Source organism: Desulfosarcina sp. (assembly GCF_055467485.1).
The window spans coordinates 36,409-61,311 of record NZ_JBUOIV010000009.1; the positions used below are offsets into that span (position 1 = coordinate 36,409).

The following is a 24,903-nucleotide window of genomic DNA, read 5'->3' on the forward strand; positions in this document are numbered from 1 at the left end:
GCCAGCTGCCATCGGGCCACTTACCTTTAATCCCACAAGAATCAAACTGAATTCAAAGGAGGCATTTATGGCCGAAGAAACATTGACCGTTCCCAACATTTCCTGTGGCCACTGCGTATCGGCCATCGAGGCTGAGTTGACCGAGATGGACGGAATCACCTCGGTCAAAGCTGATGCCGCAACCAAAACCGTCACCGTCCAGTGGGACGCCCCGGCCTCCATCGAACGCATCCGGGCCACCCTCACGGAAATCAACTATCCGGCCCAATAATGAGCTTTCAAACCCTCATCCTGCCCGTCACGGGCATGACCTGCGCCAACTGCGCCATGAACATTGCCCGCGGGCTCAACAAGCTTTCGGGTGTCAGCGACGCCAACGTCAACTTTGCGGCCGAACGGGCCTCGGTGACCTTCGATCCCCACTCCGTGTCTCCGACGGATCTGATCCGGCAGGTCGAAAAACTCGGTTTCAGCGTCACCACGGCCCGCATTGACTTCCCGGTCACGGGCATGACCTGCGCCAACTGCGCCATGAACGTGGAGCGGGCCCTGGGGAAAAAGGTCCCCGGGGTGGTCAGTGCCGTCGTGAACGTTGCCGCCGAACGGGCGACGGTCGACTATCTGCCGTCCATGGTCACCCCCGACGACCTGGTGTCGGCAGTGGAAAAGGCCGGGTTCGGTGCCTTGATCCCGCAGGAAGGCGAACCGGAAGATGCGGAAGCCCATGCCCGCCAGCTGGAGATCGCCGACCAGACCCGCAAGTTCATGGTCGGCGTCGTCTTTGCCCTGCCCCTGTTTGTGATCAGCATGGCCAGGGATTTTGGCCTCACCGGCGAGTGGAGCCACCAGGTGTGGGTCAACTGGCTGTTTCTGGCGCTGGCGACGCCGGTGCAGTTTTACACCGGCTGGGACTATTATGTCAGCGGCCTGAAAAGCCTGCGCAACAAAAGCGCCAACATGGACGTGCTGGTGGCCATGGGATCGTCCACCGCCTACGCCTATTCACTGGCCGTGCTGCTGATTCCCTCGTTGGGGGGTCATGTCTATTTCGAGACGTCGGCGGTGATCATCACCTTGATTAAAATGGGCAAGCTGCTCGAAGCCCGCACCAAGGGCAAAACAGGCAGCGCCATCCGCAAGCTAATGGGGCTGCGCCCCAAAACCGCCACGGTACGCCGAGACGGAATCGAGCATGAAATGCCTATCGAGAGGGTGCGCGTGGGCGATGAAATCTTGGTCCGCCCGGGCGAACGCATCCCTGTCGACGGCCGGGTCATCGACGGTGCCTCGGCCGTCGACGAATCCATGCTCACCGGCGAGCCCATTCCGGTGGACAAAAAGCCAGGCGATACCGTGGCGGCCGGCACCATCAACGGCCAGGGGATCCTCGTCTTCACGGCCACCCGGGTGGGCCGGGAAACCGCCCTGGCCCAGATCATCCGGCTGGTGCAGGAGGCCCAGGGCAGCAAGGCCCCCATCCAGGCCCTGGCCGATCGCGTCGCCGCCGTGTTCGTACCGGCGATCATCGCGATTGCCCTGCTGGTTTTTGCGGTCTGGTGGATCCTCGCCGGCGATTTCGTGACCGCCATGATCCGCATGGTGGCCGTGCTGGTCATCGCCTGCCCCTGTGCCCTTGGCCTGGCCACACCCACCGCGATCATGGCCGGCACCGGCAAGGGAGCCGAACGGGGCATGCTTTTCAAAAACAGCCGGGCGCTGGAGGGTGCCACGCGTTTATCCACGGTGGTCCTGGACAAGACCGGCACCATCACCGAAGGCAAGCCGGTGGTTACCGACATGGTTCCCGATTCCGGCAACGGGGTGACGGAAAACGAATTGATGACGCTGGCCGCTTCGGTGGAAAAAGGGTCTGAGCACCCCCTGGGCCGGGCGGTGGTCAACCACGCCGACGCTTCAGGGCTGCCGCTGGTAGCGCCGGAGGCCTTCAACGCCCATGGCGGTGACGGGGTGGAAGCCCGGGTGAATGGCCGCCTGGTAAGGGTGGGCAAGCCGCACTGGTTTGGCGAGCAGGCAGGACTGGTTTCGGCGGCAATGGTCGAACGGATATCGGAGTTCCAGGCTCAGGGGAAAACCGTCATGGTGGCCGCCGAAGCCGACCGCCTGCTGGGGCTGATCTGCGTATCGGACCGCATCAAGGCGGACTCGCCGTCGGCCGTCGCCCGCTTGAAACGGTTGGGTCTGGAGACGGTGATGCTTACCGGAGACAACCGCCGGGCCGCCGAGACCATCGGCCGGCAGGCCGGTGTGGACCATGTGGAGGCCGACGTACGGCCGGAAGACAAAGCCCAGCGGGTCAAAACACTGCAGGAGGACGGCAAGACGGTGGCCATGGTCGGCGACGGCATCAACGATGCCCCGGCCCTGGCCCAGGCTGACGTGGGCTTCGCCATCGGTACGGGTACCGACGTGGCCATCGAAACGGCCGACGTGATCCTGGCGGCCGGATCGCTCAGCGGGGTGCCCAGCGCCATCGCACTGAGCCGCGCCACCATGAGGACCATCCGCCAGAACCTCTTCTGGGCTTTTTTCTACAATGCCGTATTGATCCCGGTGGCCGCCGGCGTCCTTTTTCCCTTTGACGGCCTGCCCATGATGCTGCGGCAGCTGCACCCTATCCTAGCCGCTCTGGCCATGGCCTTTTCCAGCATCACGGTGGTTTCCAACAGCCTGAGGCTCTATCGGGCGAAACTGGCTGATAGCTGATAGCTGATAGCTGATAGCTGATAGCGAATTGAACGGGATCGGTTTCTTGTCAAGGTCAGAATCAGGAAACGCTGCCTTGCATCCTCAGGATCTCAAACCGTTATCCTCACGCCTTGAGCCTGCTGCCGGACACCTATCTGGCCCCTCTTGCCAGGACTTCGTCCGCCAGACGGTTGTAATCGATGGCCCCGTAGCTGCTTCGACGGTAGAACACCACCGGCTTGCCCACGTCGGCGCTTTCGGCGATGGTGGTGTTGCTGCGAATGGCCGTATCGAACACCAGGTCTCGATAGCGGCTATCGGTCTTGAGCTGCTCCATGACGACATTGGCCACCCGGGTGCGCAGGTCCACCAGGGTGGGGACAATGCCGGTGACGAACAGCCCGGGGTTGATCTCCTCACGCACCGCTTCAATGGTGTCAAACAGTTCGGCAAGCGCCCCGAAGGCATAGGGGTGGGTCTGGCAGGGCACCAGCACTTCCGAGGCAAACGAGAAGACATTGACGGTGAGCAGCGAAAGGCTGGGCGGGGTGTCCATCAGGATGAAATCGTAATTCCCGACAACCGGGGCCAATGCATCCTTGAGCCGGTTCTCCCGCTCTTCGGCCTCCACCAGCTCCACTTCGGCGCCGGACAGATCAACATGGGAGGGTATCAGGTCAAGCCCGTCCCAAGGCGTGGCAAGGACCGTCTCCTGAACCGATTGCCGGCCGTGGTTCATGATCAGGTCGTAGACCGAGGGCCGCTCACCGTCTGGTGAGATGCCCAGCCCCCGGGTGGCGTTGGCTTGTGGATCCATGTCCACCACCAGCACGGACTGGTTGGCCAGCGTCAACGCCGCCGCCAGGTTGATCACCGTTACCGTCTTGCCCACGCCGCCTTTCTCGTTAGCCACCGCAATCGCTCTGGTTTTCTTCTTGGCCATCTTGTCTCCCTTCCGTTAGCGTTGTCGGACTATCCGTTCAACCGACCAAGATCCGACTTCAAATCGCCGATCTTCTCCTGCAGTGACCGGGAAGCGTCTCTCATGCGGTCCAGTGAAGCCGACACGTTCTCCTTGTCCAGCCGCTGCTCACCGATGAGTGTCACCAGCCTGGAGAGATCGGCGCCATGGTGCTGAAAACGCTCCAGCATCTGGCCGTACAGCGCAGTGGCGGCTGCATCGGCCAGTTTCAGCATATACTGAAACTTGATATTTTCCTTGTAGTCTTTCAGGTGAAACAGAACGGAGCGCTCGGTTTCGCGCTTCATGCGCTTGACCCCCGAAGCGAGCGCCAAAAACTGTTCCTGATGAACCTTGTCCGCCGATTTTCGCATGGCTTTCTTGACCAGGTTGACGATCTTGTAGAATCCGAAACGCATGACCGCTTCGGTTTTGATCTGGGCGGAATAATGCATGGTTGCGGCAGCCGGCGGCAGCGACAGTCCGGCCACCTTGCGGATCGATTCCAGGTCCGAGCCGAAGCCAATCGGCGGCGATTCCCGCCGCTGAGGCATCTTGCCCTCGTCCATGGCGCTGGTGTATTGCGCCAGGGCTTCGTCGATCATGGCACCGTATGGCCCGGCAATCTCATCCAGATAGCCCATGAGACTTTTTTCCTGCGACCTGACGAACCGGATCACCAGGGGGTTCACCGTTTCTGCCATGTACGCATCCAGGGCCTGTTTGAACTCCTGGAAAACCAGGTACAGCGTTTTGGCAAACCCCGCATTCATCAGGCTTTCATCATAGCGGTGCATCTCCACCTGATAGCTGCGAACAAAACGGACAACCCCGGTAACGACACCGTCGGTATGCTCGTCGAAAAACCGGTCGATGGCAGTTTTCAAGTCGCGCTTGACTTGGTTGACGGCACCATCCAGCGTATTTTTTACGGTCAGCTTCATGCGCTCCAACCGGCCCCGCTGACTGTGGACACGGTCGGCCAACTCCCGCGCGCCGCCGGCGTCCCGGGCCAGCAGGTCCCGGTTGAAATCAATCCAGCTGCCAATGCCGCCGGCTACTATTTCCAGTCGTTCCAGGTGGTTCTTCAGCAGCAGGGAGGTTCGTTCCCGGCGGATCTTTTGTACGAGGAACTGTTCGAAACGGCCTTGCTCAGCCGACGCGAAATCGACCATCGGTGCCTCACGTTGCCAATGGGCCAGCCGGTCGCGGTCTCTTTGGGACAGATCGGACGCCATCTGCGACATGAGTACGAACAAGGCGGAAAAGGCGAACATCTGGGGTTCGGGGCAGATCAGGCTCAGGTCTGCTTCAATTTTTCGCAGCCCCGCGGACAGATCGTCAAGGGAGTCGTGCTCGCTGAGATCGCAGTTGACGACGAAAACCACCGTTTCCAGAATGCCCATGTTCCGGATCATGGATAAAAACCGGATGTCCGCCTGGCGGAGCCCGGTACGGCTGCTGACCACGTAAACCGTGAGATGGGCCAGCGTCAGGTAATCCTGGATCATGGCCAGGTGCAGCGGGTTGGGCGAGTCGCTGCCCTGGCAGTCGGCGATCTCGACCCCTTCACCGAGGCCCGGGGTGTCGATTTCCAGCAACACATCCTTCAGGTATACGGCCATGGCATCGTCGCCGACGAAATCCCGGTGCAAAGGAAACCGGGCGTCTTCGAACGTAACGGTGGCATAATCCGCCTGAACGACCGGCTGTACGCGTTCGTAGCCATTCAGATAGGAGGAGAGCAGCACGCTGCCGGCACTGCGGGTGTCGTTGGAAATCAGCTGGTCGGCCGCCAACTCGGCCAGCGATCGGTGGAGGATCTGGCGATCCCTTTCCCGGCGGATGTCAAGGGGATGCGCCTCGCCGGAACGGTTGTGAGCGGGCAGCAGCACCGATGCCTCGTCGATATCCCGGTTGACCTCTTCCCAGCTTTTGAGAAAAAGCGAGGCCCGCAGGCGGCTGCCGTGCCTCACCCGGGTAACGATGGAAGTGACCACCCCGGCCCCACGTTTGAGGTAATCGCCCCCGTAAAGGGTATTCACGAAGGTACTTTTCCCCGACTTGATGGCACCCACCACGGCCACGCGCATGATCTCTTCGGATATCTGTTCGGAAATGACCTGGCAGGTGGTCTTCCACTGGGAGAACCCCTCGTCAACCCGTTCGGTAATCTTCTCGGCGTCGTCAATCAGATGCGCGGTATCATCGCTGATCCGGGTGAGCTGGCGCTTGAGTGTCTCGTATGCAGGCATGTCTGTCTTTTCTCAGGTCTGGTTGCAGGTCTGGCGATGGTTCCGAAACCAAGCGATGCGGATGCTGAAAAAACCGGAATCTGCCCGCGGGAACGATCGGGGCGCCGACAATGGTTTTTTTACATTTAAAAGGACCGATTGTCAAAGGTTTCCCAAGCGGCGACCGGGCGGCACAGGCATTTCGCAAATGAACACAATGGCTTGTAAATCTTATGATTTAATGATATACAGCTGACCGAAAAGAGATGAGACGGGCGGCTCAGCGTCGCTAAATCCAGCAGAAGGAACACCACAACCATGTCTGAAAAACATCCGGAATGCCCATTATACAATCCGCTGAACTGCAAAGAGTACTACAATCCAAAGCTCTGCGCGTTCGTCCGCAAGGACAAGGATTGCCTGAAGAAGAAAAAGCCCAAGCAAAAACCCAAAAAGGACGACACCGAATAAAACAGGGGCCCATCGGCGCCCCTTGCCGTCCCCTCACTCACCCTTTCCTACCCCCCCTGTAAACCCAACGTAACACGCTTTTCAAACTCACTTTTTGACGAACGCGTAAATAGTCGCATTTCCGGCGGCTGGGTAAAAAGCCCGCGATCAAGGCTTGCGGGCCGCGAAACGAGCTTAAACGAGCGAACCGTATATCGATCTGCATCATTACGGCGAACATTCATGTTCCATCCCGAGAATACCGCCGTCGCGGGTGCCGTAGGCAGTGTACGGATCGTACTTTGCAGTGACTTAGGGATGAAGCGTAACGCAGATATCGGGCTTCTTAACCAGCCGTCAGGCATGGCCCGCCGTATCGGACAGCAGGGCCGGGTCGATGCCGATTCCTTTCATGGCCGCTTCCCAGCGCCTTTCCACTTCCATTCGAAAGGCGATGGCTTCCGAATAGGGCCCGTTGATCCAGGCATTGCTGCGGATTTCACTCTCCAGTTGTCCGGGCCCCCATCCGGCACATCCCAAGGCGATGATGAACGCCTGGGGGCCGCGCGCCCCGGCGATGGCTTCAAGAATATCGCGCGAATTGCTCAGGGCCAGTTCCCCGGTTATCATCATGCTGCCTTCCCATGTGAAGGGCGCACCGTGAAGAACAAACAGTTCATTCATATGGACCGGACCGCCGATGTGAACCGGGATGTTTTCCGCGCCGACGGCACTCGGGATCTGCAATTCGTCAAAGATCATCTTGCCGTTGACTGTCGGGTGGACCCGCGTAAGCACGATCCCCATGGCCCCCTTCGGATTATGCTCGGACAGGCAGGTAACCGATTGGTAGAAGTTGGGGTCGGCCAGTCCGGGCATGGCCATAAGAAACTGCCCTTTCAAGGATTGCCATGTCTGGTCCATGGTGCAAATCTCCTTCAGGTGGGTGCGCGTTTCACTCACCTTAACGGGGAGCCGGTCCAAAGGCAAGAAAAAGCTTGACTTGCCGGAAACGGGCTGTTAGGGGAGGATCAATGTCAACGGGTATCATAATATGAATAGTCGCTTAGCCCTTATCAACCTTATTGGTCTCATTCTTATCCTCGTAGTGGGTGTCCTCATCCACAACGAGGAAACAGGGGCGATAATGGCCTAAACCAGCCAACACCGGAAACCACGTAATCCGTTATCACCCCCAGAGGCGATAACGGATTTTTTTTTGTACATTTTCAGAAAGGACAATACGGGGATGAAGAGCGACGACGCCAAAAAGGGTATCGAACGGGCACCCCACAGGGCCCTTTTCAAAGCCATCGGATACACGGATGAGGAGATCGAGCGCCCGCTGATCGGCATCGCCAATGCCGTCAACACCGCCATCCCCGGCCATGTTCACCTGGACACCCTCGCCGAGGCGGTAAAGGCCGGCATCTACATGGCCGGCGGCACGCCGGTGGAATTCGGCACCATCGGTGTCTGCGACGGCATCGCCATGAATCACACCGGCATGAAATACTCACTGGCCAGCCGGGAACTCATTGCCGACTCCATCGAGGTAATGGCCATCGGCCATGCCCTGGATGCCATGGTCATGATCCCGAACTGCGACAAGATCGTACCGGGCATGCTCATGGCGGCCGCACGGTTGGATCTGCCCACCATTTTCATCAGCGGCGGGCCCATGCTGGCGGGTGAACACCCGGACATACCCGGTCAGAAAATCGACCTGATTACCGTTTTTGAAGCGGTCGGCGCCGTAAAAGCCGGTAAAATGAAGGCCGACCGCCTGACTGCCATCGAAGACGCCGCCTGCCCGACCTGCGGCTCCTGCGCCGGCATGTTCACCGCCAATTCGATGAACTGTCTGACCGAAGTGATTGGTATGGGCCTGCCTGGAAACGGTACCATCCCCGCCGTCTTCTCCGCCCGCGTGCGCCTGGCCAAGCAGGCCGGCATTCAAATCATGAACCTGTGGAGTGAAAAGGTCACCGCCAGAAAGATCATGACCCCCGAGGCGTTTCACAATGCCCTGACCGTCGACATGGCGCTGGGGTGTTCCACCAACACCGTGCTGCACCTGCCGGCGATTGCCGCAGAGGCCGGCGTTTCCCTGGATCTGGGCATGATCAACGCCATCAGCGAGCGGACCCCTCACATCTGCTCCCTGAGCCCCGGGGGTGCGCATCACATTCAGGACCTGAACCGGGCCGGCGGCATCAGCGCCGTCCTCAAGGCACTGTCTGCCGCCGGGTTGATCCATGCGGACTGCCTGACCGTCACCGGCAAAACCATCGCCGAAAATACCGCCGGGGTCTTCACCCGTGACAGCGACGTGATACGGCCCCTGGACCATCCCTACCACCCGCAGGGCGGCCTGGCCGTGCTTTACGGCAACCTGGCCCCGGAGGGATGCGTGGTCAAGCAATCGGCGGTTCTGGATGAGATGCTGCAGCATGAAGGGCCGGCCAGGGTTTTCGATTCCGAGGAGGCGGCAACCGAAGCCATCATGGAGGGCCGCATCAACAAGGGAGATGTCATTGTCGTGCGTTACGAAGGACCCATGGGCGGACCGGGCATGCGCGAAATGCTCACCCCCACATCGGCCATCGCCGGCATGGGACTGGATGCGCACGTGGCCCTGATTACCGACGGCCGTTTTTCCGGCGGATCGCGAGGCGCCGCCATCGGCCACATCTCGCCGGAAGCGGCCCAGGGAGGTCCCATTGCCATCATCAACGAAGGCGATCGCATCGCCATCGACATTCCCGCAAAAACCATCTCGCTGAAAGTGCCCGATGACGAGATCGACCGGCGCCTGGACAACTGGCAGGCACCCGAACCGAAAATCCGCCGTGGATACATGGCCCGCTACGCCCGACAGGTGTCATCGGCCAGCCAGGGGGCGATTGTCAGATGATGGACAGACGACAGAAGACGGAAGGCAGAGGTCGGATATCCGATCTCCGACCCCGGACTTCGGTAAAAAGGAGCACAAGCAAATGAAACTCACCGGAGCGCAGATCTTGATGGAAGTCCTCAAAGAAGAGGGCGTGGATTCCATTTTCGGGTTTCCCGGCGGTGCCACCATCGATATTCATGACAATCTGGAGACCACCGACATCCGCCACTACCTGGTGCGTCATGAGCAGGGTGCGGTGCATGCGGCCGACGGATACGCCCGCGTGACCGGCAAAGTCGGTGTCTGTCTGGTCACTTCCGGGCCGGGTGCCACCAATGCCGTCACCGGCGTGGCTACCGCCTATATGGACTCCATTCCCGTGGTGATCATCAGCGGCCAGGTGCCCACCCACCTCATCGGCAACGATGCCTTCCAGGAAGTGGACATCGTCGGCATCACCCGGCCCTGCACCAAGCACAACTACCTGGTGCCTTCGGTGGAGGCGCTTCCCCGGATTCTCAAGGAAGCCTTTCACATTGCCCGGTCAGGCCGGCCGGGGCCGGTGCTGGTTGACATTCCCAAGAATGTACAGCAGGCAACGACCAATTTCAAACCCAGGCAAAAAGTCAAGCTCAAGTCCTACAACCCCACCTACAAACCTAATTCGAAACAGCTGCGCAAGGTGGTGGACCTGATCATGGCGGCGAAGCGCCCGGTGATTTTCGCCGGCGGCGGGGTCATCCTTTCCAAAGGCGCCGAGGCGCTGACCCGGCTGGCCCGCAGTGCCCGGATCCCGGTGACCATGTCCCTCATGGGCCTGGGCGCCTTTCCCGGCTCCGATCCCCTCTCGCTGGGCATGATCGGCATGCATGGCACCTACCGGGCCAACATGAGCACCGGCGCATGCGACCTGCTCATCGGCATCGGCGTGCGCTTCGACGACCGCGTAACCGGCAAGACCGATTGCTTTGCCGCCCAGGCCGAGATCGTTCATATCGACATCGACCCCACCTCCATCCGCAAGAACGTGCCGGTGAGCATCCCGGTGGTGGGAGACTGCAAGACCACGCTGGAAGTGATCAACAGCTACCTGGCGGAAGAGGACCTGGACAAGCTGACGGCCAGCCGGGGCCCCTGGCTGGATCAGATCGACCAGTGGAAGCAAAATTACAAGCTGGCTTATGTCCAGGAGGAGGAGATCAAACCCCAGTACGTGGTGGAAAAACTCCATGAACTGACCCGGGGGGAAGCCATCATCACCACGGAGGTGGGTCAGAACCAGATGTGGGCGGCCCAGTATTATCATTTCGACCGCCCGGGTCATTTCGTCACCTCCGGCGGGCTGGGCACCATGGGTTTCGGTCTGCCGGCGGCCATCGGCGCCCAGGTGGCCTTTCCCGATGCCCTGGTGGTGGACGTGGCCGGAGACGGCAGCATCCAGATGAACATCCAGGAAATGGCTACCGCCGTTCAGTACAAACTGCCGGTCAAGGTGGTCATCCTGAACAATTGCTACCTGGGCATGGTGCGCCAGTGGCAGGAATTGTTTTACGACAAGCGCTACGCCTGCACATGCATGGATCATGCGCCGGATTTCGTCAAACTGGCCGAGGCCTTCGGCGCCGTGGGCTTGCGGGCCACACGGCCGGACGAGGTGGAAAAGGTCCTGCGCCAGGGTCTCGAAACGCCCGGCCCGGTAATCATGGATTTCAGGGTCGCCCGGGAAGAGTGCGTCTATCCGATGGTACCGGCCGGGGCTCCCATTACGGAAATGCTGCTGGTTTAGGAAAAAATAAAATGACGGAAGAGAAACACATACTGACCATGCTGGTGGACAATGAACCCGGCGTGCTTTCCCGGATCGTCGGATTGTTCAGCGGCCGTGGATTCAACATCGAAAGCCTCTGCGTGGCTGAAACCATCGACCCCCAGGTATCCCGGATCACCATCGTCACCAAAGCCAATGAACCGCTGGTTGAACAGATCGAAAAGCAGCTTCGAAAACTCATCAATGTGATCAAGCTCAGAGACCTTACCGGGTCCGGATCGGTTCAACGGGAGATGGCGCTGGTATGCGTGCGGGCCAAACCGGAAAACCGTGACGAGATACTGCGGATTGTGGATATTTTCAGATGCAAGGTGGTGGATGTGGGTCCCGAGTACTATATTATAGAGGCCACCGGGACCGAAGACAAGATGAAGGCCCTGATCAACCTGCTCAAACCCATGGGCATCAAGAAAATTGCCCGCACCGGAACCATCGCCTTGTTCAGGGAACCTCACTGATCGCCCGACTGCATGCCACGGGGGCGTGCGGGATCGGGCCATTAAACCAATCCGGCAGGAAAAATAATACAACTGTCCGGAATTAAAATGATTATCAAGGAGTTTCAGATGGCTCATATCGATTTTGGCGGAACGACTGAAGAAGTGATCACCGCGGAGGAATTCACCCTCCAGCAGGCGCGCGAACTGCTTGAAAATGAAACCGTCGCCGTGCTCGGTTACGGAGTCCAGGGGCCGGGGCAGGCGCTGAACATGCGCGACAACGGCATTGCTGTCATCGTGGGCCAGCGGGAAGGGTCCGCCTCCTGGGAAAAGGCCGTGGCGGACGGATTCGTACCCGGAAAGACCCTGTTTCCCATCGCGGAAGCCGCCAAAAAGGCCACCGTCGTCCAGTACCTGCTCTCAGATGCCGGCCAGGTGGCCATGTGGCCCACCGTCAAGGCCTGCCTCAACGATGGGGATGCCCTTTATTTTTCCCATGGCTTCGGCATCGTTTACCGGGACCAGACCGGGATCGTCCCGCCGGCAAACGTGGATGTAATCCTGGCTGCACCGAAAGGCTCGGGAACCACGGTGCGCTCCAACTTCCTGGACGGCAGCGGGATCAATTCCAGCTTTGCCGTTCACCAGGACTACACCGGGCGGGCCAGGGAGCGTACCATCGCCCTGGGTATCGCCATCGGCTCCGGCTATCTGTTTCCCACCACCTTTGAAAAAGAGGTTCACAGCGACCTCACCGGTGAACGCGGCGTGCTCATGGGATGCCTGGCCGGAGTCATGGAAGCCCAGTACCAGGTGCTTCGAAAGAACGGCCACAGCCCCAGCGAGGCCTTCAACGAGACCGTGGAAGAGTTGACCCAGAGCCTGATTCGCCTGGTGGCCCAAAACGGCATGGACTGGATGTACGCCAACTGCAGCACCACCGCCCAGCGCGGCGCCCTGGATTGGGCGCCCCGCTTCCGGGATGCCGTGGCACCGGTGTTCGAGCAGCTGTATACCAGCGTGGTCAGCGGTGAAGAGACCCGCCGGACCCTCGAATGCAACAGCGCCCCGGATTACCGGGAACGCCTGGATGCGGAACTCAAGGTCATCCACGATTCGGAAATGTGGCGGGCCGGTGCCGCTGTACGCGCCCTTCGACCGGAAAACCGGCGCAAATAGATGGCATGGGGTCCGGCCGGCATTGCCGGCCCGACCCTGCCGCCGTTGCAGTGCAGGAGAACGATAATGGAACCGATCCTAATCTACGACACGACCTTAAGAGACGGCACCCAGGGCGAAAATATCACCTTTACTGCCGACGAGAAGCTCAAAATCGCCATGCGGCTGGATGACATGGGGATTCACTATATCGAGGGCGGCTGGCCCGGATCCAATCCGCGGGATATCCGCTTCTTCGATCTGGCCAAGCGGGAGCACTTCAAGACCGCCCGGATCACGGCCTTCGGCTCCACCCGCAGGCCCGGCATCCTTGCCGCCGACGACGCCAACCTGAAAGCGATCCTGGAAAGCGACACGCCGGCAGCAGCCATCTTCGGCAAGAGCTGGGCCCTTCACGTGAAGTCCATCATGGACAACACCCTGGAGGAAAACCTGGCCATGATCGCCGACAGCGTCACCTTTCTCAAAGCCAACGGCCGGGAAGTGATCTATGACGCCGAGCATTTTTTCGATGGCTTCAAGGATGACCCGGACTATGCCCTGGAAACCCTGGCAGCCGCCTTCACCGCCGGTGCCGATTTTCTGGTCCTGTGCGATACCAACGGGGGCAGCCTGCCCCAGGAGATCGAATCGATCGTCCAGTCGGTCAACCAGGACATGAAGCGCCGATTCAAAGATTCGGGGAACCTGAAACTGGGCATCCATACCCACAACGACTGCGGCATGGCAGCGGCCAACGCCGTCGCCGCCATCAACTGCGGCGCCGTCATGGTTCACGGCACGATCAACGGCTATGGGGAACGCTGCGGCAACGCCGACTTGACCACCATCATCCCCGTTCTCAGCACCAAAATGAACCGGACCTGCATCCCTCAGGAAAAACTGGCCGGGTTGAAAAGCCTTTCCCGCTATGTGAGCGAGACGGCCAACATCGTTCCGCTGAACTCACGGCCCTTCGTGGGGCGCAGCGCCTTCGCCCACAAAGGCGGCATTCACGTCAGCGCCATCATGAAGGAATCGCGGGCCTACGAACACATGGATCCGGAAACCGTGGGCAACCAGCGACGGGTGCTCATGTCCGATCTGGCCGGCAAGAGCAACGTGGAGTACAAGGCCAAGGAGATGGGTGTGGACCTGGGCGCCAACGGGAGCGACAGCAAGGCCATCGTCGCCGCCATCAAGCAGATGGAAGACGAAGGGTACCAGTTCGACGTGGCCGACGGCTCCTTCCAGATCATGCTGGAGAAATTCACCGAGCAGTTCAAGCCCCTGTTCGATCTGGAGTCCTTCCGGGTAACCATCGAAAAAGACAAGGACCTGCCCTGCTCGGCCCACGCCACCATCAAGATTTCGGTGGGCGACAGTCACGAGATTACCGCCGCCGAAGGCCTCGGCCCGGTCAGCGCCCTTGACAACGCCCTGAGAAAGGCATTGGGCAACTTCTACCCGGACCTGGATACCATGAAACTGGTCGACTTCAAGGTGCGCGTGGTTGACGGACGTGAAGGCACGGAGGCCAAGGTCCGGGTACTGGTGGAATCCCGTGACCAGGACCAGATCTGGAGCACCATCGGTGTCTCCGAGGACATCATCGAGGCCAGTTGGCAGGCCCTGGCGGACAGCTTTCAATTCAAGCTGGCCAAAGAGGCCCACCAGCGCGGCATTCCATCTCCGGACGGGAAGGCCAAAGATCTCAAACTGGGCTGGTCCATGTCCGTCAACGCCTGAACCCGGGGACGCAAAACCGAAAACGGAAGCCAGCCAACCCAACCCTGCTGATCAAGGAATCGACACACCATGGATCCTGCCAAGGAAGGTATCAACGCCGCGGAAACGGCCATTCGGCCCATTCCGCGGCCCATGCTCGGCCGTGCCTGATGTTTGTGTAGAAACATCTAAAAATATGGCTGCCGGCACCATCGACACCTGCCGTTTCCGTTTCGATGGCGCGAGGTGCTTTGGTATACCGGCGTTGTCGGATCGCGATCCCGCCATGATCGTGAACCGCCATTTGATTTAGCGCCTGCCTGCCGGGCCGTTGGCAGGTTCCCTCCCCTGAGCGAACCTGCCGGGATAGCCGTGAAAACGGGCAGGCGCGCTTTAACCAGGCTGTGCATTAAAAATGAAAACGCGATGTCAAGGAGAACAGCAATGACCGAACGCATTAAAATATTCGACACCACCTTGCGGGATGGCGAACAGAGTCCCGGCGCCAGTATGAACACCAATGAGAAATTGCGGCTGGCCGTCCAATTGGAAAAGCTGGGCGTAGACATTCTCGAAGCGGGCTTTCCCGCCGCCTCGGAAGGAGACTTCGAGGCGGTCTCGGAAATCGCCAAACGGCTCAAGACCACTCAGGTAGCCGGCCTGGCGCGGGCCAACAAGAGCGATATCGACCAGGCCTGGGGCGCCATCAAGCATGCGGCCAACCCCCGGATTCACACCTTCATCGCCACCTCGGACATTCATCTGGACTACAAGCTGAAGATGTCCCGGGAGGAGGTGCTCAAGGCGGCGGTCGATGCGGTCAAGTACGCCAAGACCTTCACCGACAACGTGGAGTTTTCGGCCGAAGACGGCTCCCGCAGCGACCGGGACTACCTGTGCAAGGTGTTCGGCGCAGCCATCGAAGCCGGCGCCACCACGATCAACCTGCCCGACACGGTGGGCTATGCCATCCCCCAGGAGTTCGAGGAGATGGTCAGGTATGTGATGGCCAACACCGCCAACATGCACAAGGCCACCTTGAGCGTCCACTGCCACAACGACCTGGGTCTGGCCACGGCCAATACCATCGCCGCTGTGAATGCCGGCGCCCGGCAGGCCGAAGTGACCATCAACGGCATCGGTGAGCGGGCGGGCAACACCTCCCTGGAAGAGGTGATCATGGCCCTGCACACCCGCCGGAACCTCATGCCTTTCGACACCGGCATCCAGACCCAGCACATCTATTCGACCAGCCGGCTGGTGAGCATGATCACCGGCATCATGGTCCAGCCCAACAAGGCGGTCGTGGGGGCCAATGCCTTTGCCCACGAAGCCGGCATCCACCAGGACGGCATGCTCAAGAACCCCATGACCTATGAGATCATGAAGCCGGAAACCATCGGCCTGAGCCGCAACCAGCTGGTCCTGGGAAAGCATTCGGGCCGCCACGCCCTGTACACGCACCTGAAGAACCTGGGCTACGACCTTTCCGAAGAGGAACTCAAGACGGTCTTCAAACAGTTCAAGACCCTGGCCGACAAGAAAAAGCACGTCATGGACGAAGACCTGGAGGCCCTGGTCACCGAAGGCGTGCTCAGGTCCGCCGAAGTCTTCTCGCTGGAATACCTGCACGTCACCTGCGGGACCACGGTCCTGCCCATGGCCAGCGTGCGGCTCTCCATCAACGGCCGCTCCGTCCAGGGCGCCAATTACGGCAACGGCCCCATCGACTCGGCCTACAACACCATCGCCGAGCTGACCAATGCCAAGGCCGAACTGCTGCGCTTTACCGTCAGCGCCCTGACCGGCGGCACCGACGCCCAGGGCGAGGTGACCGTACGCCTGCGTGAAAACGGGTTGATGGCCCTGGGCCGCGGTTCCGATCCGGACATCATCACTGCCAGCGCCAAGGCCTACATCAACGGGTTGAACCGGCTGGAGTATCTCAAGGCGCACCCGGTAAAGGCATCGCAGACGCTCTAGATCGTTAGATGAATGGCGGATGGCCGGTGTCAGCAGCGTTGATCGGGAATCTGGAAATGATCTTCGCCGTCATTGCCAGAAGGCGCGGGCCAGTCGTGCGGTCTCTTCCGGGGCGGTGAAGGTGGCCATGTCGCCCAGCATGACTTCGAAGCCGGTGTGGTCGCTGCGGGTCCAGGGGGCGTAGTTGGATCGAACCACCATCACGGCCCGCAGCTCGAGCGCACTTTGGGGCGTTTCCACCGCGAGCAGGCCGAAATTGTACCCGTTGCGGTTCAGGCTGCGATAGAGTCGCTGTACCCGGATCATGCCCACGGCCAGATGGTGCCAGTCGCTTTCGTCCAGCACGAGCAGGGAGGTGGTTCCGGGATAGACGGCCCAGATCTCGAAAAACCCTTCCGGTGCAAAAGCCGCCATCCATACCCACGGACCGGTGTTGCCGATGTATCGTTCCCGTAGCCTGACTTCGTGGGCGGCATAGTCGCTGAACAACCCTCGCCGGCAGGCCTGCCGGTGAGCCAGGGCGCGTTCGTGGAGGAACCGCTGGTGATTGGCGCCGATGCGGTCGGCGTGGACCTGCAGGTGGGGGTGGACCATGGACCCGCCTGCCGATGGCAGGTGGTTCTGGGTGATCGCCATGTGCACCGCCGACGGGTCGTGCCGGTGCACCCGCTTTAAATAGTCGGCACAATTGACCAGGCAGTCCGTGTAGCTGCTTTCAACGGCCGTGCCGATCTCCACGAAATGCGTGTTGTCGAACAGGCTCACCGCCGAATAGGCGCCGTAGGGAAACAGGTTGGGAAACAAAAGCGATTCACCGCGCCTCATGCGTCCGTCAGGATGGATCTGGGGGATCAGCTGCGGCGTCTGCGTCATCACCTGGGGACGGCAGAAAGGGCAGCGCGTTGTTTGGTCCGCATCCGGCGGCGGCGCAGGCAGGCGATCGACCCCCGCTTCTTTTTCATTCACCCGGCTGAAGGCAATTCGACTGGTGCGGCCGGAAACAGGGTTGCGGCGGATCTGGATGGCGCGTTCAGCCAGGTCGCCGCGAGGGTCCATCAACCGGGCCTGAACCGTTTCCGTCGAGAACCAGCTGTCGGGAAGAACAGGGGATTTGTTCACCGCATCCTCCTTGGGGACGGTATCGCTTGACTCAGCGTATCACATGGCGCAGGCCACTTCAAACCGATCCGTCCGGCTGGTTTTCACGGCTATTGATTTTTTTTTCCTGCCGTATTACATGCAAGCTTTGTCTGACCTTCAATCCCAAGAAAGGAGGTGTAAATGGCAAAGGCGCCATTGAAATACCAACTGATCAACCCGGTTAAAATCAGGACCGACGAACCCGATCTGGATTTTCCAGCCGCCCAGTCCATGGCCGACGAAAAGGTGAAATCGCTGTGTCCGGACCCCATGCTGATTTCATGGTATGATGCCACGACCGGCGAATCGCACCCCAAGATCGACTGCGGCAGCCCCGGAAAACCGGGTTGGCTCAATTATGCCCAATCCCGCAATTGCGACATGACCGTCGACATCAATGACGAACAGTATGTTTTCATCTACCTGACGCAACCTTAGCCCCACCGCCACTGAATTCTCCGGCACCGAACGATTCGACAGACAGACCCTGCGCCAGTCAACCTCCCTGGGAGATCTGACCCGGAACCGCTGTGCACAGACGTGAAAGGAGCACCATGAGTGAAATCGCTTTCCAGAACAACTACCCCGATGAACTGAGCCACTGCTATGGATGCGGACGACTCAATCCGGATGGCCTGCAGTTGAAGAGCTATTGGGACGGTGACGAGACGGTTGCCCGGTTTCGGCCCAGGGCAAGCCACATGGCCATACCCGGCTATGTATACGGCGGTCTCCTGGCCTCCTTGATCGACTGCCACGGCACCGGTTCGGCCTCGGCCGCCGCCGGACGGGCCCGGCCGGACGAGGCCCCGTTCCGATTCGTCACCGCATCGCTGCACGTCGACTACCTGCGTCCGACCCCGATCGACGCCGAACTGGAAATCCGCGGGGTGATCAAAGAATTGAAAGAGAAGAAGGTGGTCGTATCGGCAACGGTTTCAGCCGGGGGCCAGGTGTGCGCCAAGGGCGAGGTGGTGGCGGTCCGGATGCCGGAAAACATGCTGCGCTGACGCCCCGGGGCTTTGACAGGAAGGCGCGTCCCGGCTATGCTGAAAAAAGAAGGACGGATATCGGCGTCAACCCCATGACACGCCGGTATCGTGACGGTCTGTGGGCTCTTTAAAAAAGGAGGTGCGCCATGACAGCACCGGTTATCCTGCTGCCGGTCGACGGATCGGAACATGCCGCCCGGGCGACGGCCTACGCATTGAAAATGGCGGGCCTGATGCGCGCCCGCGTGCTTTTGCTGCACTGCCACCGGCCCTTCCCGGTAAAGCTGGGCGAACCCTATTTTCAAAAAGCCATCGACAGGATCATGGTTGATTCCAGCGCGCTGCTGGAACCGTTCCGGTCGACCCTGACCGAAAACGGCGTCGAGGTCACCGATCTGATCATGGAAGGGCCGCCGGCCGACAAAATCTGCGACGTCGCCCAGGTCGAAAGCTGTGAAATGATCATCATGGGCTCCCGCGGCCGGTCCGACCTCAAGGGGCTGCTGCTGGGAAGCGTGGCGCACCGGGTGCTTCAGCAGGCACCCTGCCCGGTCCTGGTGGTCCGCTGACTCCTTTTGCAAGGCTGTTGAAAACCGATTGCGCCTGACCGGACAGCGTTAACTGTTGGCTCAACATGTCTCGTGGTCCGCTGAAACCTCTAAAAAAAGCAAATGGAACCCCATCGCGCATGTTCTCACTGGAGCAGTTTCACCGAGACTACGATACGGTCACCACGCCGGTGACGATCAACGGGCAAACGCTGAAGCTGTTCACGCCCGCATCCATCGACCGCTTCATCAATCCGGACGACGTGATGGACAACTTCCCCCTGTGGGCCAAAATCTGGGAAGCCTCCGGGGTCCTGGCCAGCTACCTCTCCGGCATGCCGCCGGACCCCATGAAAACCATGCTGGAAATCGGATGCGGCCTGGGGATGGTGGGCATTGCCGCCGCCAGGGCAGGCCATCGCATCACCATGACCGAACTCAACCCCGATGCCCTCAATTTCGCCCGGGCCAACGCCCTGGCCAACGACTGCCCGCAGCTGCCCATCCAACGGCTGGACTGGAACGCCCCGCAGCTGGATGGCCGCTTCGACACGATCGTGGGATCCGAAACCGTCTACAAAACCGAAGACATCGACGGTCTGGAGGCCATGTTCGACCGCTACCTGAATCCCGGCGGAACCATCATCCTGGCCGAAGGGGTGCGCCGCACCGGTGTTGACTTCTGGGACCGCATGCGCAGCCGCTACGACGTCCAGGCCCGGCGGCAGGCCCTTCGCTCCGACCAGGGAGACAAGCACCTGATCCTGTTCCGGCTGCAGCGCAGGGACGAACGCCCCATGGAAAGCTGATCTCACATGGCCAGAGGCGACCAGCTGAGCCGGCAGTGGAAGATCATCCAGACCCTGGTGGCCTCCACCCACGGCAAAACTGTTCCCGACCTTGCCGACCGGCTGGGCTGCACCCCGCGGACCGTCTACCGGGATCTCGAGGCGCTGCAGGCCGGCGGATTCCCCATCACCACCGAAACCCGCGACAACCGCAGTTACTGGCACATCCTGAATGCCGGCCGGCAGCAGGTTCCCCTGGCCTTCAGCATCCCCGAACTGATGGCCCTCTACTTCGGCAAGGACATGCTCAAGACCTACCGGGGAACCGTCTTTTACGACGCCATCGATTCCCTGCTGTCCAAGATCGAGGCCACCCTGCCCTCCGCCTACATCGACTACCTGGACCGGGTCCGCGACCGGGTGGATGCCGGTCCGGCGCCGAGGAAGGACTATACCCGGTCCGGTCCGGTCATCGCCGAGCTGAACCGGGCGATCATCGACGAAAAACAGATCCGCATGGTCTATTTCTCCATGGGCCGCCAGAAGGAGAGCCGGCGGACGGTCCATCCCTACCGGCTGCGCCACGTGGAGGACACCCTCTACCTGATCGGCTATTGCACCCTGAGAAAAGGAGTGCGGACCTTTGCCGTGGATCGCATCAAGTCGGTGACAGTCAGGGATGAGGGCTTTCTGATCCCCGAGGAATTCGACCTGCAGGCCTTTTTGCAGGACAGCTTCGGCATCTACCAGGGACCGCCGGTGACGGTGAAGATCCGCTTTCTCCCATCGGTGGCCGGCTACGTCCGCGAGCGCATCTGGCACCCGAGCCAGCACCTGTCGGACCAGGCCGACGGCACCTTGATTTTCACCGCCACCGTGGCCGGCGTCGAAGAGATCAGCCACTGGGTCCTGCGCTGGGGCGCCGGGGCACAGGTGCTGGAACCGGCGGCACTTCGCCGGACCGTGGCAGACCATGCGGCCGCCATGGCGGCCCACTATGCGGATTCGCCTGGCGACGAGGACCCCGACGCGGTTTAACCACGCCCATTACACGATTTTCAGTTCGTCGGCCGACTCCGCTGCAGGCAGCGGAGATACGCTGACCAGCGAGGTTCAAGGGAGACCGCTCCGATGACGATCACTTCCAAACTGCCGGATGTGGGAACCTCCATATTTGCGGTCATGTCCGCCCTGGCCGCCGAACAGGGCGCCGTCAACCTTTCCCAGGGGTTTCCCGATTTCGATACGCCCCCGGCGCTGATCGACCGCGTCCTTGCGCACATGCGGGCCGGCCGCAACCAGTATGCGCCCATGCAGGGGGTGGCCCTGCTCCGGCAGCGCATCGCCGAGAAAGTTGCCGATCTTTACGGCAACCCGGTCGATCCGGACCGGGAAATCACCATCACCTCGGGGGCCACCGAGGCCTTGTTTGCCGCCATTACTGCCGTGGTCCGCCCGGGTGATGAGGTCGTGGTTTTCGAACCGGCTTTCGATTCTTATGTACCGGCCATCCGCCTAAACGGCGGGACGCCGGTCTATCTCTCCATGAAAACGCCCGGCTACCTTATCGACTGGGATGAGGTCGACGATGCCATCGGCGAGAAAACGCGGCTGATCATCATCAACTCGCCGCACAACCCCACGGGGACCGTGCTCTCGCCGGCGGACATCGCGGCCTTGAGGCGGATCGTGGCGGACCGGGATATCTTTATCGTCTCCGATGAAGTCTACGAACACATCATCTTTGACGGCCTGGCCCACGAAAGCCTGTTGAAAGACCCTATGCTGTACGCAAAAAGCTTCGTGATCAGCTCCTTCGGCAAGACCTACCACACCACCGGCTGGAAAATCGGCTACTGCGTGGCACCGCCAGGCCTTACGCGAGAGATCCAGCGGATTCACCAGTTTCTTACCTTTGCCTCGAACACTCCCATCCAATGGGCCTATGCCGATATGCTGGCGGACAAATCCCTGTATCTCGGGCTGTCGGCGTTCTACCAGAAAAAGCGGGATCGGTTCCTCTCCCTGCTCGGCAACTCACGGTTCAAGCCCCTGCCCTGCCACGGCACCTATTTCCAGATGATGGACTATTCAGCCATTTCCGACCTGGACGAGGTGGCCTTTGCCCGCCAGATGACCCGGGTGCACAAAGTGGCGGCCATCCCGCCGTCGGCATTTTACCACGACGGACAGGACAACCGGGTCCTGCGGTTCTGCTTTGCCAAGAAAGATGAAACCCTGGAACAAGCGGCGGAGATATTGTGCAGGATCTGAAACATCGCCGATCGGACCTCCTTGCGGCCGGCCGCGGGGTATGTTCCGCCGCAGCGGGTATAGGTTACCTGAGATGAATTGCCGGCCTGGACACATGCCGATGGCAAGATGGCGGCCGGGTCGTCCGGGAGGGTTATCGGAACAGAAAACGGCCCAGCTTGCCGTAGTGGTCGGTGGTTTGGAAGTCCAAACCCACGATGTTGGAATGGATGCGCTGGACGATGCCCGCTTCGCGAATCTGTGAGCGGTCTTCGTCGTTCAGGGTGAATTCGATGGTCAGTCTATCCCCCACTTTGAATTCGGGCATGCTGTTGACCGAAAACTGGATGCCCGACTGGGAGATATCCCGTATCCGGATCAATCCTTTGACCGGATCACCTTTGACGTCCTGAAATACATAGGTACCCACCAGGTTCACCGGCTTTCTGAAATGGCGCCGGCGTTCCAACAGCACCCGGTAGGCGTTGCCGCAGCTGCATTTGCATTTGAGCCGGACCGCGGTGCGGGTCTCGGCGAACTGGCTCAAGTCCTTGATGACGCCTTTGTCGCAGGCCGGACAGATAAACGTCCCCTCTCCCCGGTCATTGATGAAAATCCGGTGTTCTTTCTTTTCAACGGCCACGTCGCCCGCGGCAGGGGGTTTCGGTGATGACTTTGCTTCCGGAACCATGAAGCGCTCCTTATTTATCCTAATCTATTTGACATCTTGATATTTGTATCGCCACGCAATCGAAATACTTGAGAGGGAATCTGCGGGGTGCGTGGTCTGGCAACCACGGCCAGGCGCCGCTTCCGTCCGCACGGCATCTGCCGCCGGGCGACGCGCTGCCATATCGTGGACACGATCGGCTTCGGCCGGTTGGAGAAGTTCCGGGTTGAACCCTTTACGCGGCAAGCCGCGGGGGTTCGCCGCAAGGATGAATATCGATTTTCAGTTTGCCCGCCAGCCCCGCCGCAAGCGGCGGGAAATACTCCCGCTATTGCGGCTCATAACCGACATCCGGAGGCAGATCCGGCAAGGCGGCCGCCTGGGTGGCCAGCTGGTCGCATCGCTCGTTTCCGGGGTTGCCCGCATGCCCCTTGACCCAGACCCAATGGACGTCGTGCCGGTGGCAAAGTGACAGCAGGCGCTCCCACAAATCGATGTTCAGGGCTTGCCCGCCGTTGCTCTTGCGCCAGTTGTTGCCCTGCCATTTTTTCGCCCAGCCCTTGGTGATGCCATCCACCACGTAGCGCGAATCACTGTACAGGGCGACCGCCGAGGGGATTTCGAGTTGTTCGAGACCGACGATGCAGGCCAACAGCTCCATGCGGTTGTTGGTGGTCAGACGAAAGCCGCCGGAGAGTTCCCTCTCTTCCCCGGACGACGAAATGACCACCCCGTAGCCGCCGGGACCGGGATTGCCCAGGCTGGAGCCATCCGTGTAAATGACGGTTCGCCCGGCAAGGGCTGCCGTCGGGGTCGCCTGTTGTGCGGCGGTCGATCGGGGTTTTTTTGGTCGTGACGGCGTGGCGCGCGGCTTTTCGCCTGAACGCCGGTCCCGGATAAACTCCAGGGCTTCCTCGCGCGTCGCAAAGCCCTTGTACCGGGCGCCTTGAAAACCGACCACCTGTTTCTGGGCGCCGTCATCGCCGAACCACTGGGTATAGACGCCCGGCCGCCTGCCGACGGCAACGGCATAGTATTTTTTCTTGGGCATGACGATTGATCACATCCGTCCCGCGGCAAGCCGCTGAGACGGCTAAATAGATGGGTTCGATTGACTGTCCGTTGTCCTGTCCCGCCGTTTTGGAAAGGGGTTCTATACCCGACATGACCGGTGCTTGGCAATGGTCGATTTCATCCGCCGACCTGGGGCGGACGAACGGTTGCCCGCCCGCGGGTCACCGTTTTCTTTTGCCGAACAGCCAGATGGCCATCAATCCGTAGACACAAAGGATGCCCACGCTGATGAGAAAGGCATACAGAAGGGAGCCCGACCAGTTGTAGATGATCGGGAAAAAGAACCCGTTGACCATGGCAATGATCACCAGATGGACAAGCAGTGGCGGGCCTGAAAAAAAAGCTGTCATTGGCTGCTCCTGAAAAGGAGGGTGCCGGATCCGGTCAGGGGGAAATCCCGAACCGGAGCCACTTGAAATCCTGGCGAAGCGCGTCTGACACCTCGCTGCCGATGCGACCCATGAAGAGGTTTTCGGGTTTCAGGCAGATATTGGGCTCGTTGGTCTGCAGTTCGATAAAACCGTGGGGGCTGAACAGCCGGATGAGCATGTTGCGGTATTGCTGGGCGTTCATGCCCGACCCATCCAGGTCCCAGGTCCATGAATAGCCGACCATGTAGGCAATCATGCGTTCGATCTTCGGGTGGGTCAGCATCAGGCGGACCATGTCTCCCGCGATCCTGCAGGATCGAAGGATTCGGCTCACCTCCACCGCCCTTACCTCCATCATCTTGCCCGGCCCCAGCTCCGCCCACCGCTCGTCGGCCTCCGGTTGGCTGAAAACGCCGAATCCCACGATATTCCGGTTGTCCGTCAGGGCGAGCACCACATTGGCATCCGTCCGGGCGGCATGCTTTTCAAGGGTTTCTCTTTTGGTGTAAATGGATTTGTACTGGGCATGGGTGCCGAACTGATCGTCGAAACGATAGGTTCGGATTTCATCGGGGGTGCAGAAGGACCGAATCTGTACCGGACCGACCGGGGTGGACCGGACCGTCTCCTTTGGCATGGGATCGTTCAAAAGCGTCTGCCTTCTCCATGGTGATGGGATG

At 60.3% G+C, this 24,903-nt stretch carries 23 protein-coding genes; 15 read left to right on the forward strand and 8 right to left on the reverse strand.

Features of this window, described 5'->3' with window-relative positions; all coding sequences use genetic code 11:
- Nucleotides 1-67: 67 nt before the first annotated feature.
- A complete protein-coding gene (locus ACZCED_RS06550; protein ID WP_462971608.1) occupies nucleotides 68-271 on the forward strand; it encodes a heavy-metal-associated domain-containing protein in 204 nt (67 codons plus the stop codon).
- Nucleotides 271-2,724 (forward strand): heavy metal translocating P-type ATPase, encoded by a 2,454-nt coding sequence (locus ACZCED_RS06555; RefSeq protein WP_464860463.1) that lies wholly within the window; start codon nucleotides 271-273, stop codon nucleotides 2,722-2,724. Before ACZCED_RS06550 ends, ACZCED_RS06555 begins: the two co-directional genes overlap by 1 nt.
- A 133-nt stretch (nucleotides 2,725-2,857) precedes the next feature.
- Here ACZCED_RS06555 and ACZCED_RS06560 read toward each other — a convergent pair whose 3' ends face one another.
- Both ACZCED_RS06560 and ACZCED_RS06565 read right to left on the reverse strand, forming a co-directional pair.
- Nucleotides 2,858-3,649 carry a ParA family protein gene (locus ACZCED_RS06560; protein ID WP_462971606.1) on the reverse strand — a complete coding sequence of 264 codons (792 nt, stop codon included), beginning with the start codon at nucleotides 3,647-3,649 and terminating at the stop codon, nucleotides 2,858-2,860.
- Nucleotides 3,650-3,678: 29 nt separating this feature from the next.
- The gene (locus tag ACZCED_RS06565) at nucleotides 3,679-5,922 is read right to left on the reverse strand and encodes a dynamin family protein (protein ID WP_464860464.1); all 2,244 of its coding nucleotides are present in this window, start codon (nucleotides 5,920-5,922) and stop codon (nucleotides 3,679-3,681) included.
- Nucleotides 5,923-6,219: 297 nt separating this feature from the next.
- Between ACZCED_RS06565 and ACZCED_RS06570 the strand changes: the two genes are divergently transcribed.
- Complete coding sequence (locus tag ACZCED_RS06570; protein ID WP_319260274.1) at nucleotides 6,220-6,372, forward strand: hypothetical protein; 153 nt, start codon at nucleotides 6,220-6,222, stop codon at nucleotides 6,370-6,372.
- Between the two features lie 336 nt (nucleotides 6,373-6,708).
- On the opposite strand, the gene ACZCED_RS06575 is transcribed toward ACZCED_RS06570, so the two are convergent.
- Nucleotides 6,709-7,275 (reverse strand): YqgE/AlgH family protein, encoded by a 567-nt coding sequence (locus ACZCED_RS06575; RefSeq protein WP_462971604.1) that lies wholly within the window; start codon nucleotides 7,273-7,275, stop codon nucleotides 6,709-6,711.
- 325 nt (nucleotides 7,276-7,600) lie between these two features.
- Between ACZCED_RS06575 and ilvD the strand changes: the two genes are divergently transcribed.
- The 6 genes from ilvD (at nucleotide 7,601) to ACZCED_RS06605 (ending at nucleotide 16,387) form a co-directional block, all read left to right on the forward strand.
- Nucleotides 7,601-9,268, forward strand: coding sequence for a dihydroxy-acid dehydratase (ilvD, locus tag ACZCED_RS06580; RefSeq protein WP_462971603.1), 1,668 nt, complete (start codon nucleotides 7,601-7,603; stop codon nucleotides 9,266-9,268).
- Between the two features lie 82 nt (nucleotides 9,269-9,350).
- Nucleotides 9,351-11,036: a biosynthetic-type acetolactate synthase large subunit gene (gene ilvB / locus ACZCED_RS06585; RefSeq protein ID WP_462971602.1), complete on the forward strand. Its 1,686-nt coding sequence runs from the start codon at nucleotides 9,351-9,353 to the stop codon at nucleotides 11,034-11,036.
- Between the two features lie 11 nt (nucleotides 11,037-11,047).
- A complete protein-coding gene (gene ilvN, locus ACZCED_RS06590) occupies nucleotides 11,048-11,536 on the forward strand; it encodes an acetolactate synthase small subunit (RefSeq protein WP_462971601.1) in 489 nt (162 codons plus the stop codon).
- 108 nt (nucleotides 11,537-11,644) lie between these two features.
- Nucleotides 11,645-12,697, forward strand: a complete 1,053-nt coding sequence (gene ilvC, locus ACZCED_RS06595; protein ID WP_462971600.1) for a ketol-acid reductoisomerase — start codon at nucleotides 11,645-11,647, stop codon at nucleotides 12,695-12,697.
- A gap of 66 nt (nucleotides 12,698-12,763) precedes the next feature.
- Nucleotides 12,764-14,425: a citramalate synthase gene (gene cimA, locus ACZCED_RS06600; protein ID WP_464860465.1), complete on the forward strand. Its 1,662-nt coding sequence runs from the start codon at nucleotides 12,764-12,766 to the stop codon at nucleotides 14,423-14,425.
- 423 nt (nucleotides 14,426-14,848) lie between these two features.
- Nucleotides 14,849-16,387: a 2-isopropylmalate synthase gene (locus tag ACZCED_RS06605; RefSeq protein ID WP_464860466.1), complete on the forward strand. Its 1,539-nt coding sequence runs from the start codon at nucleotides 14,849-14,851 to the stop codon at nucleotides 16,385-16,387.
- Between the two features lie 69 nt (nucleotides 16,388-16,456).
- Here the strand turns inward: ACZCED_RS06605 and ACZCED_RS06610 are convergent, their stop codons facing one another.
- Nucleotides 16,457-17,506, reverse strand: a complete 1,050-nt coding sequence (locus ACZCED_RS06610; protein ID WP_462971597.1) for a galactose-1-phosphate uridylyltransferase — start codon at nucleotides 17,504-17,506, stop codon at nucleotides 16,457-16,459.
- A 162-nt stretch (nucleotides 17,507-17,668) separates the two neighbouring features.
- Here ACZCED_RS06610 and ACZCED_RS06615 point away from each other — a divergent pair, with 162 nt between their 5' ends.
- The 6 genes from ACZCED_RS06615 (at nucleotide 17,669) to ACZCED_RS06640 (ending at nucleotide 22,129) form a co-directional block, all read left to right on the forward strand.
- Nucleotides 17,669-17,965 (forward strand): AF1514 family protein, encoded by a 297-nt coding sequence (locus tag ACZCED_RS06615; RefSeq protein WP_462971596.1) that lies wholly within the window; start codon nucleotides 17,669-17,671, stop codon nucleotides 17,963-17,965.
- Between the two features lie 116 nt (nucleotides 17,966-18,081).
- Nucleotides 18,082-18,537 (forward strand): PaaI family thioesterase, encoded by a 456-nt coding sequence (locus ACZCED_RS06620; protein ID WP_464860467.1) that lies wholly within the window; start codon nucleotides 18,082-18,084, stop codon nucleotides 18,535-18,537.
- Nucleotides 18,538-18,665: 128 nt separating this feature from the next.
- The gene (locus ACZCED_RS06625; RefSeq protein WP_462971594.1) at nucleotides 18,666-19,088 is read left to right on the forward strand and encodes a universal stress protein; all 423 of its coding nucleotides are present in this window, start codon (nucleotides 18,666-18,668) and stop codon (nucleotides 19,086-19,088) included.
- A gap of 119 nt (nucleotides 19,089-19,207) precedes the next feature.
- Entirely contained in the window at nucleotides 19,208-19,876 is a 669-nt protein-coding gene (locus tag ACZCED_RS06630) for a class I SAM-dependent methyltransferase (RefSeq protein WP_462971593.1), read from the forward strand.
- 6 nt (nucleotides 19,877-19,882) lie between these two features.
- Nucleotides 19,883-20,893, forward strand: coding sequence for a helix-turn-helix transcriptional regulator (locus ACZCED_RS06635; RefSeq protein WP_464860468.1), 1,011 nt, complete (start codon nucleotides 19,883-19,885; stop codon nucleotides 20,891-20,893).
- A gap of 93 nt (nucleotides 20,894-20,986) precedes the next feature.
- On the forward strand, nucleotides 20,987-22,129 hold the full coding sequence (locus ACZCED_RS06640; RefSeq protein WP_462969465.1) for a methionine aminotransferase: 1,143 nt from the start codon (nucleotides 20,987-20,989) through the stop codon (nucleotides 22,127-22,129).
- A gap of 133 nt (nucleotides 22,130-22,262) precedes the next feature.
- Here the strand turns inward: ACZCED_RS06640 and ACZCED_RS06645 are convergent, their stop codons facing one another.
- From ACZCED_RS06645 to ACZCED_RS06660, 4 genes are all read right to left on the reverse strand, one after another.
- Nucleotides 22,263-22,799: a PilZ domain-containing protein gene (locus tag ACZCED_RS06645; protein WP_462969464.1), complete on the reverse strand. Its 537-nt coding sequence runs from the start codon at nucleotides 22,797-22,799 to the stop codon at nucleotides 22,263-22,265.
- A gap of 307 nt (nucleotides 22,800-23,106) precedes the next feature.
- Entirely contained in the window at nucleotides 23,107-23,829 is a 723-nt protein-coding gene (rnhA, locus tag ACZCED_RS06650) for a ribonuclease HI (RefSeq protein ID WP_462969463.1), read from the reverse strand.
- A gap of 184 nt (nucleotides 23,830-24,013) precedes the next feature.
- Nucleotides 24,014-24,202, reverse strand: coding sequence for a hypothetical protein (locus ACZCED_RS06655; RefSeq protein WP_464860469.1), 189 nt, complete (start codon nucleotides 24,200-24,202; stop codon nucleotides 24,014-24,016).
- A gap of 34 nt (nucleotides 24,203-24,236) precedes the next feature.
- Nucleotides 24,237-24,872, reverse strand: coding sequence for a hypothetical protein (locus ACZCED_RS06660; protein ID WP_462969461.1), 636 nt, complete (start codon nucleotides 24,870-24,872; stop codon nucleotides 24,237-24,239).
- Nucleotides 24,873-24,903 lie beyond the last annotated feature (31 nt).

What these genes read in the sequence shown, in the direction of transcription:
- ACZCED_RS06570 (WP_319260274.1), top strand. Translation starts at nt 6,220, where the DNA reads ATGTCTGAAAAACATCCGGAATGCCCATTATACAATCCGCTGAACTGC.
- ACZCED_RS06550 (WP_462971608.1), top strand. Translation starts at nt 68, where the DNA reads ATGGCCGAAGAAACATTGACCGTTCCCAACATTTCCTGTGGCCACTGC.
- ACZCED_RS06645 (WP_462969464.1), bottom strand. Translation starts at nt 22,799, where the DNA reads ATGGTTCCGGAAGCAAAGTCATCACCGAAACCCCCTGCCGCGGGCGAC.
- ACZCED_RS06620 (WP_464860467.1), top strand. Translation starts at nt 18,082, where the DNA reads ATGAGTGAAATCGCTTTCCAGAACAACTACCCCGATGAACTGAGCCAC.
- ilvC (WP_462971600.1), top strand. Translation starts at nt 11,645, where the DNA reads ATGGCTCATATCGATTTTGGCGGAACGACTGAAGAAGTGATCACCGCG.
- ilvD (WP_462971603.1), top strand. Translation starts at nt 7,601, where the DNA reads ATGAAGAGCGACGACGCCAAAAAGGGTATCGAACGGGCACCCCACAGG.
- ACZCED_RS06555 (WP_464860463.1), top strand. Translation starts at nt 271, where the DNA reads ATGAGCTTTCAAACCCTCATCCTGCCCGTCACGGGCATGACCTGCGCC.
- ACZCED_RS06625 (WP_462971594.1), top strand. Translation starts at nt 18,666, where the DNA reads ATGACAGCACCGGTTATCCTGCTGCCGGTCGACGGATCGGAACATGCC.
- ACZCED_RS06640 (WP_462969465.1), top strand. Translation starts at nt 20,987, where the DNA reads ATGACGATCACTTCCAAACTGCCGGATGTGGGAACCTCCATATTTGCG.
- ACZCED_RS06565 (WP_464860464.1), bottom strand. Translation starts at nt 5,922, where the DNA reads ATGCCTGCATACGAGACACTCAAGCGCCAGCTCACCCGGATCAGCGAT.
- ACZCED_RS06575 (WP_462971604.1), bottom strand. Translation starts at nt 7,275, where the DNA reads ATGGACCAGACATGGCAATCCTTGAAAGGGCAGTTTCTTATGGCCATG.
- ACZCED_RS06560 (WP_462971606.1), bottom strand. Translation starts at nt 3,649, where the DNA reads ATGGCCAAGAAGAAAACCAGAGCGATTGCGGTGGCTAACGAGAAAGGC.
- ilvB (WP_462971602.1), top strand. Translation starts at nt 9,351, where the DNA reads ATGAAACTCACCGGAGCGCAGATCTTGATGGAAGTCCTCAAAGAAGAG.
- ilvN (WP_462971601.1), top strand. Translation starts at nt 11,048, where the DNA reads ATGACGGAAGAGAAACACATACTGACCATGCTGGTGGACAATGAACCC.
- cimA (WP_464860465.1), top strand. Translation starts at nt 12,764, where the DNA reads ATGGAACCGATCCTAATCTACGACACGACCTTAAGAGACGGCACCCAG.
- rnhA (WP_462969463.1), bottom strand. Translation starts at nt 23,829, where the DNA reads ATGCCCAAGAAAAAATACTATGCCGTTGCCGTCGGCAGGCGGCCGGGC.
- ACZCED_RS06630 (WP_462971593.1), top strand. Translation starts at nt 19,208, where the DNA reads ATGTTCTCACTGGAGCAGTTTCACCGAGACTACGATACGGTCACCACG.
- ACZCED_RS06615 (WP_462971596.1), top strand. Translation starts at nt 17,669, where the DNA reads ATGGCAAAGGCGCCATTGAAATACCAACTGATCAACCCGGTTAAAATC.
- ACZCED_RS06605 (WP_464860466.1), top strand. Translation starts at nt 14,849, where the DNA reads ATGACCGAACGCATTAAAATATTCGACACCACCTTGCGGGATGGCGAA.
- ACZCED_RS06655 (WP_464860469.1), bottom strand. Translation starts at nt 24,202, where the DNA reads ATGACAGCTTTTTTTTCAGGCCCGCCACTGCTTGTCCATCTGGTGATC.
- ACZCED_RS06635 (WP_464860468.1), top strand. Translation starts at nt 19,883, where the DNA reads ATGGCCAGAGGCGACCAGCTGAGCCGGCAGTGGAAGATCATCCAGACC.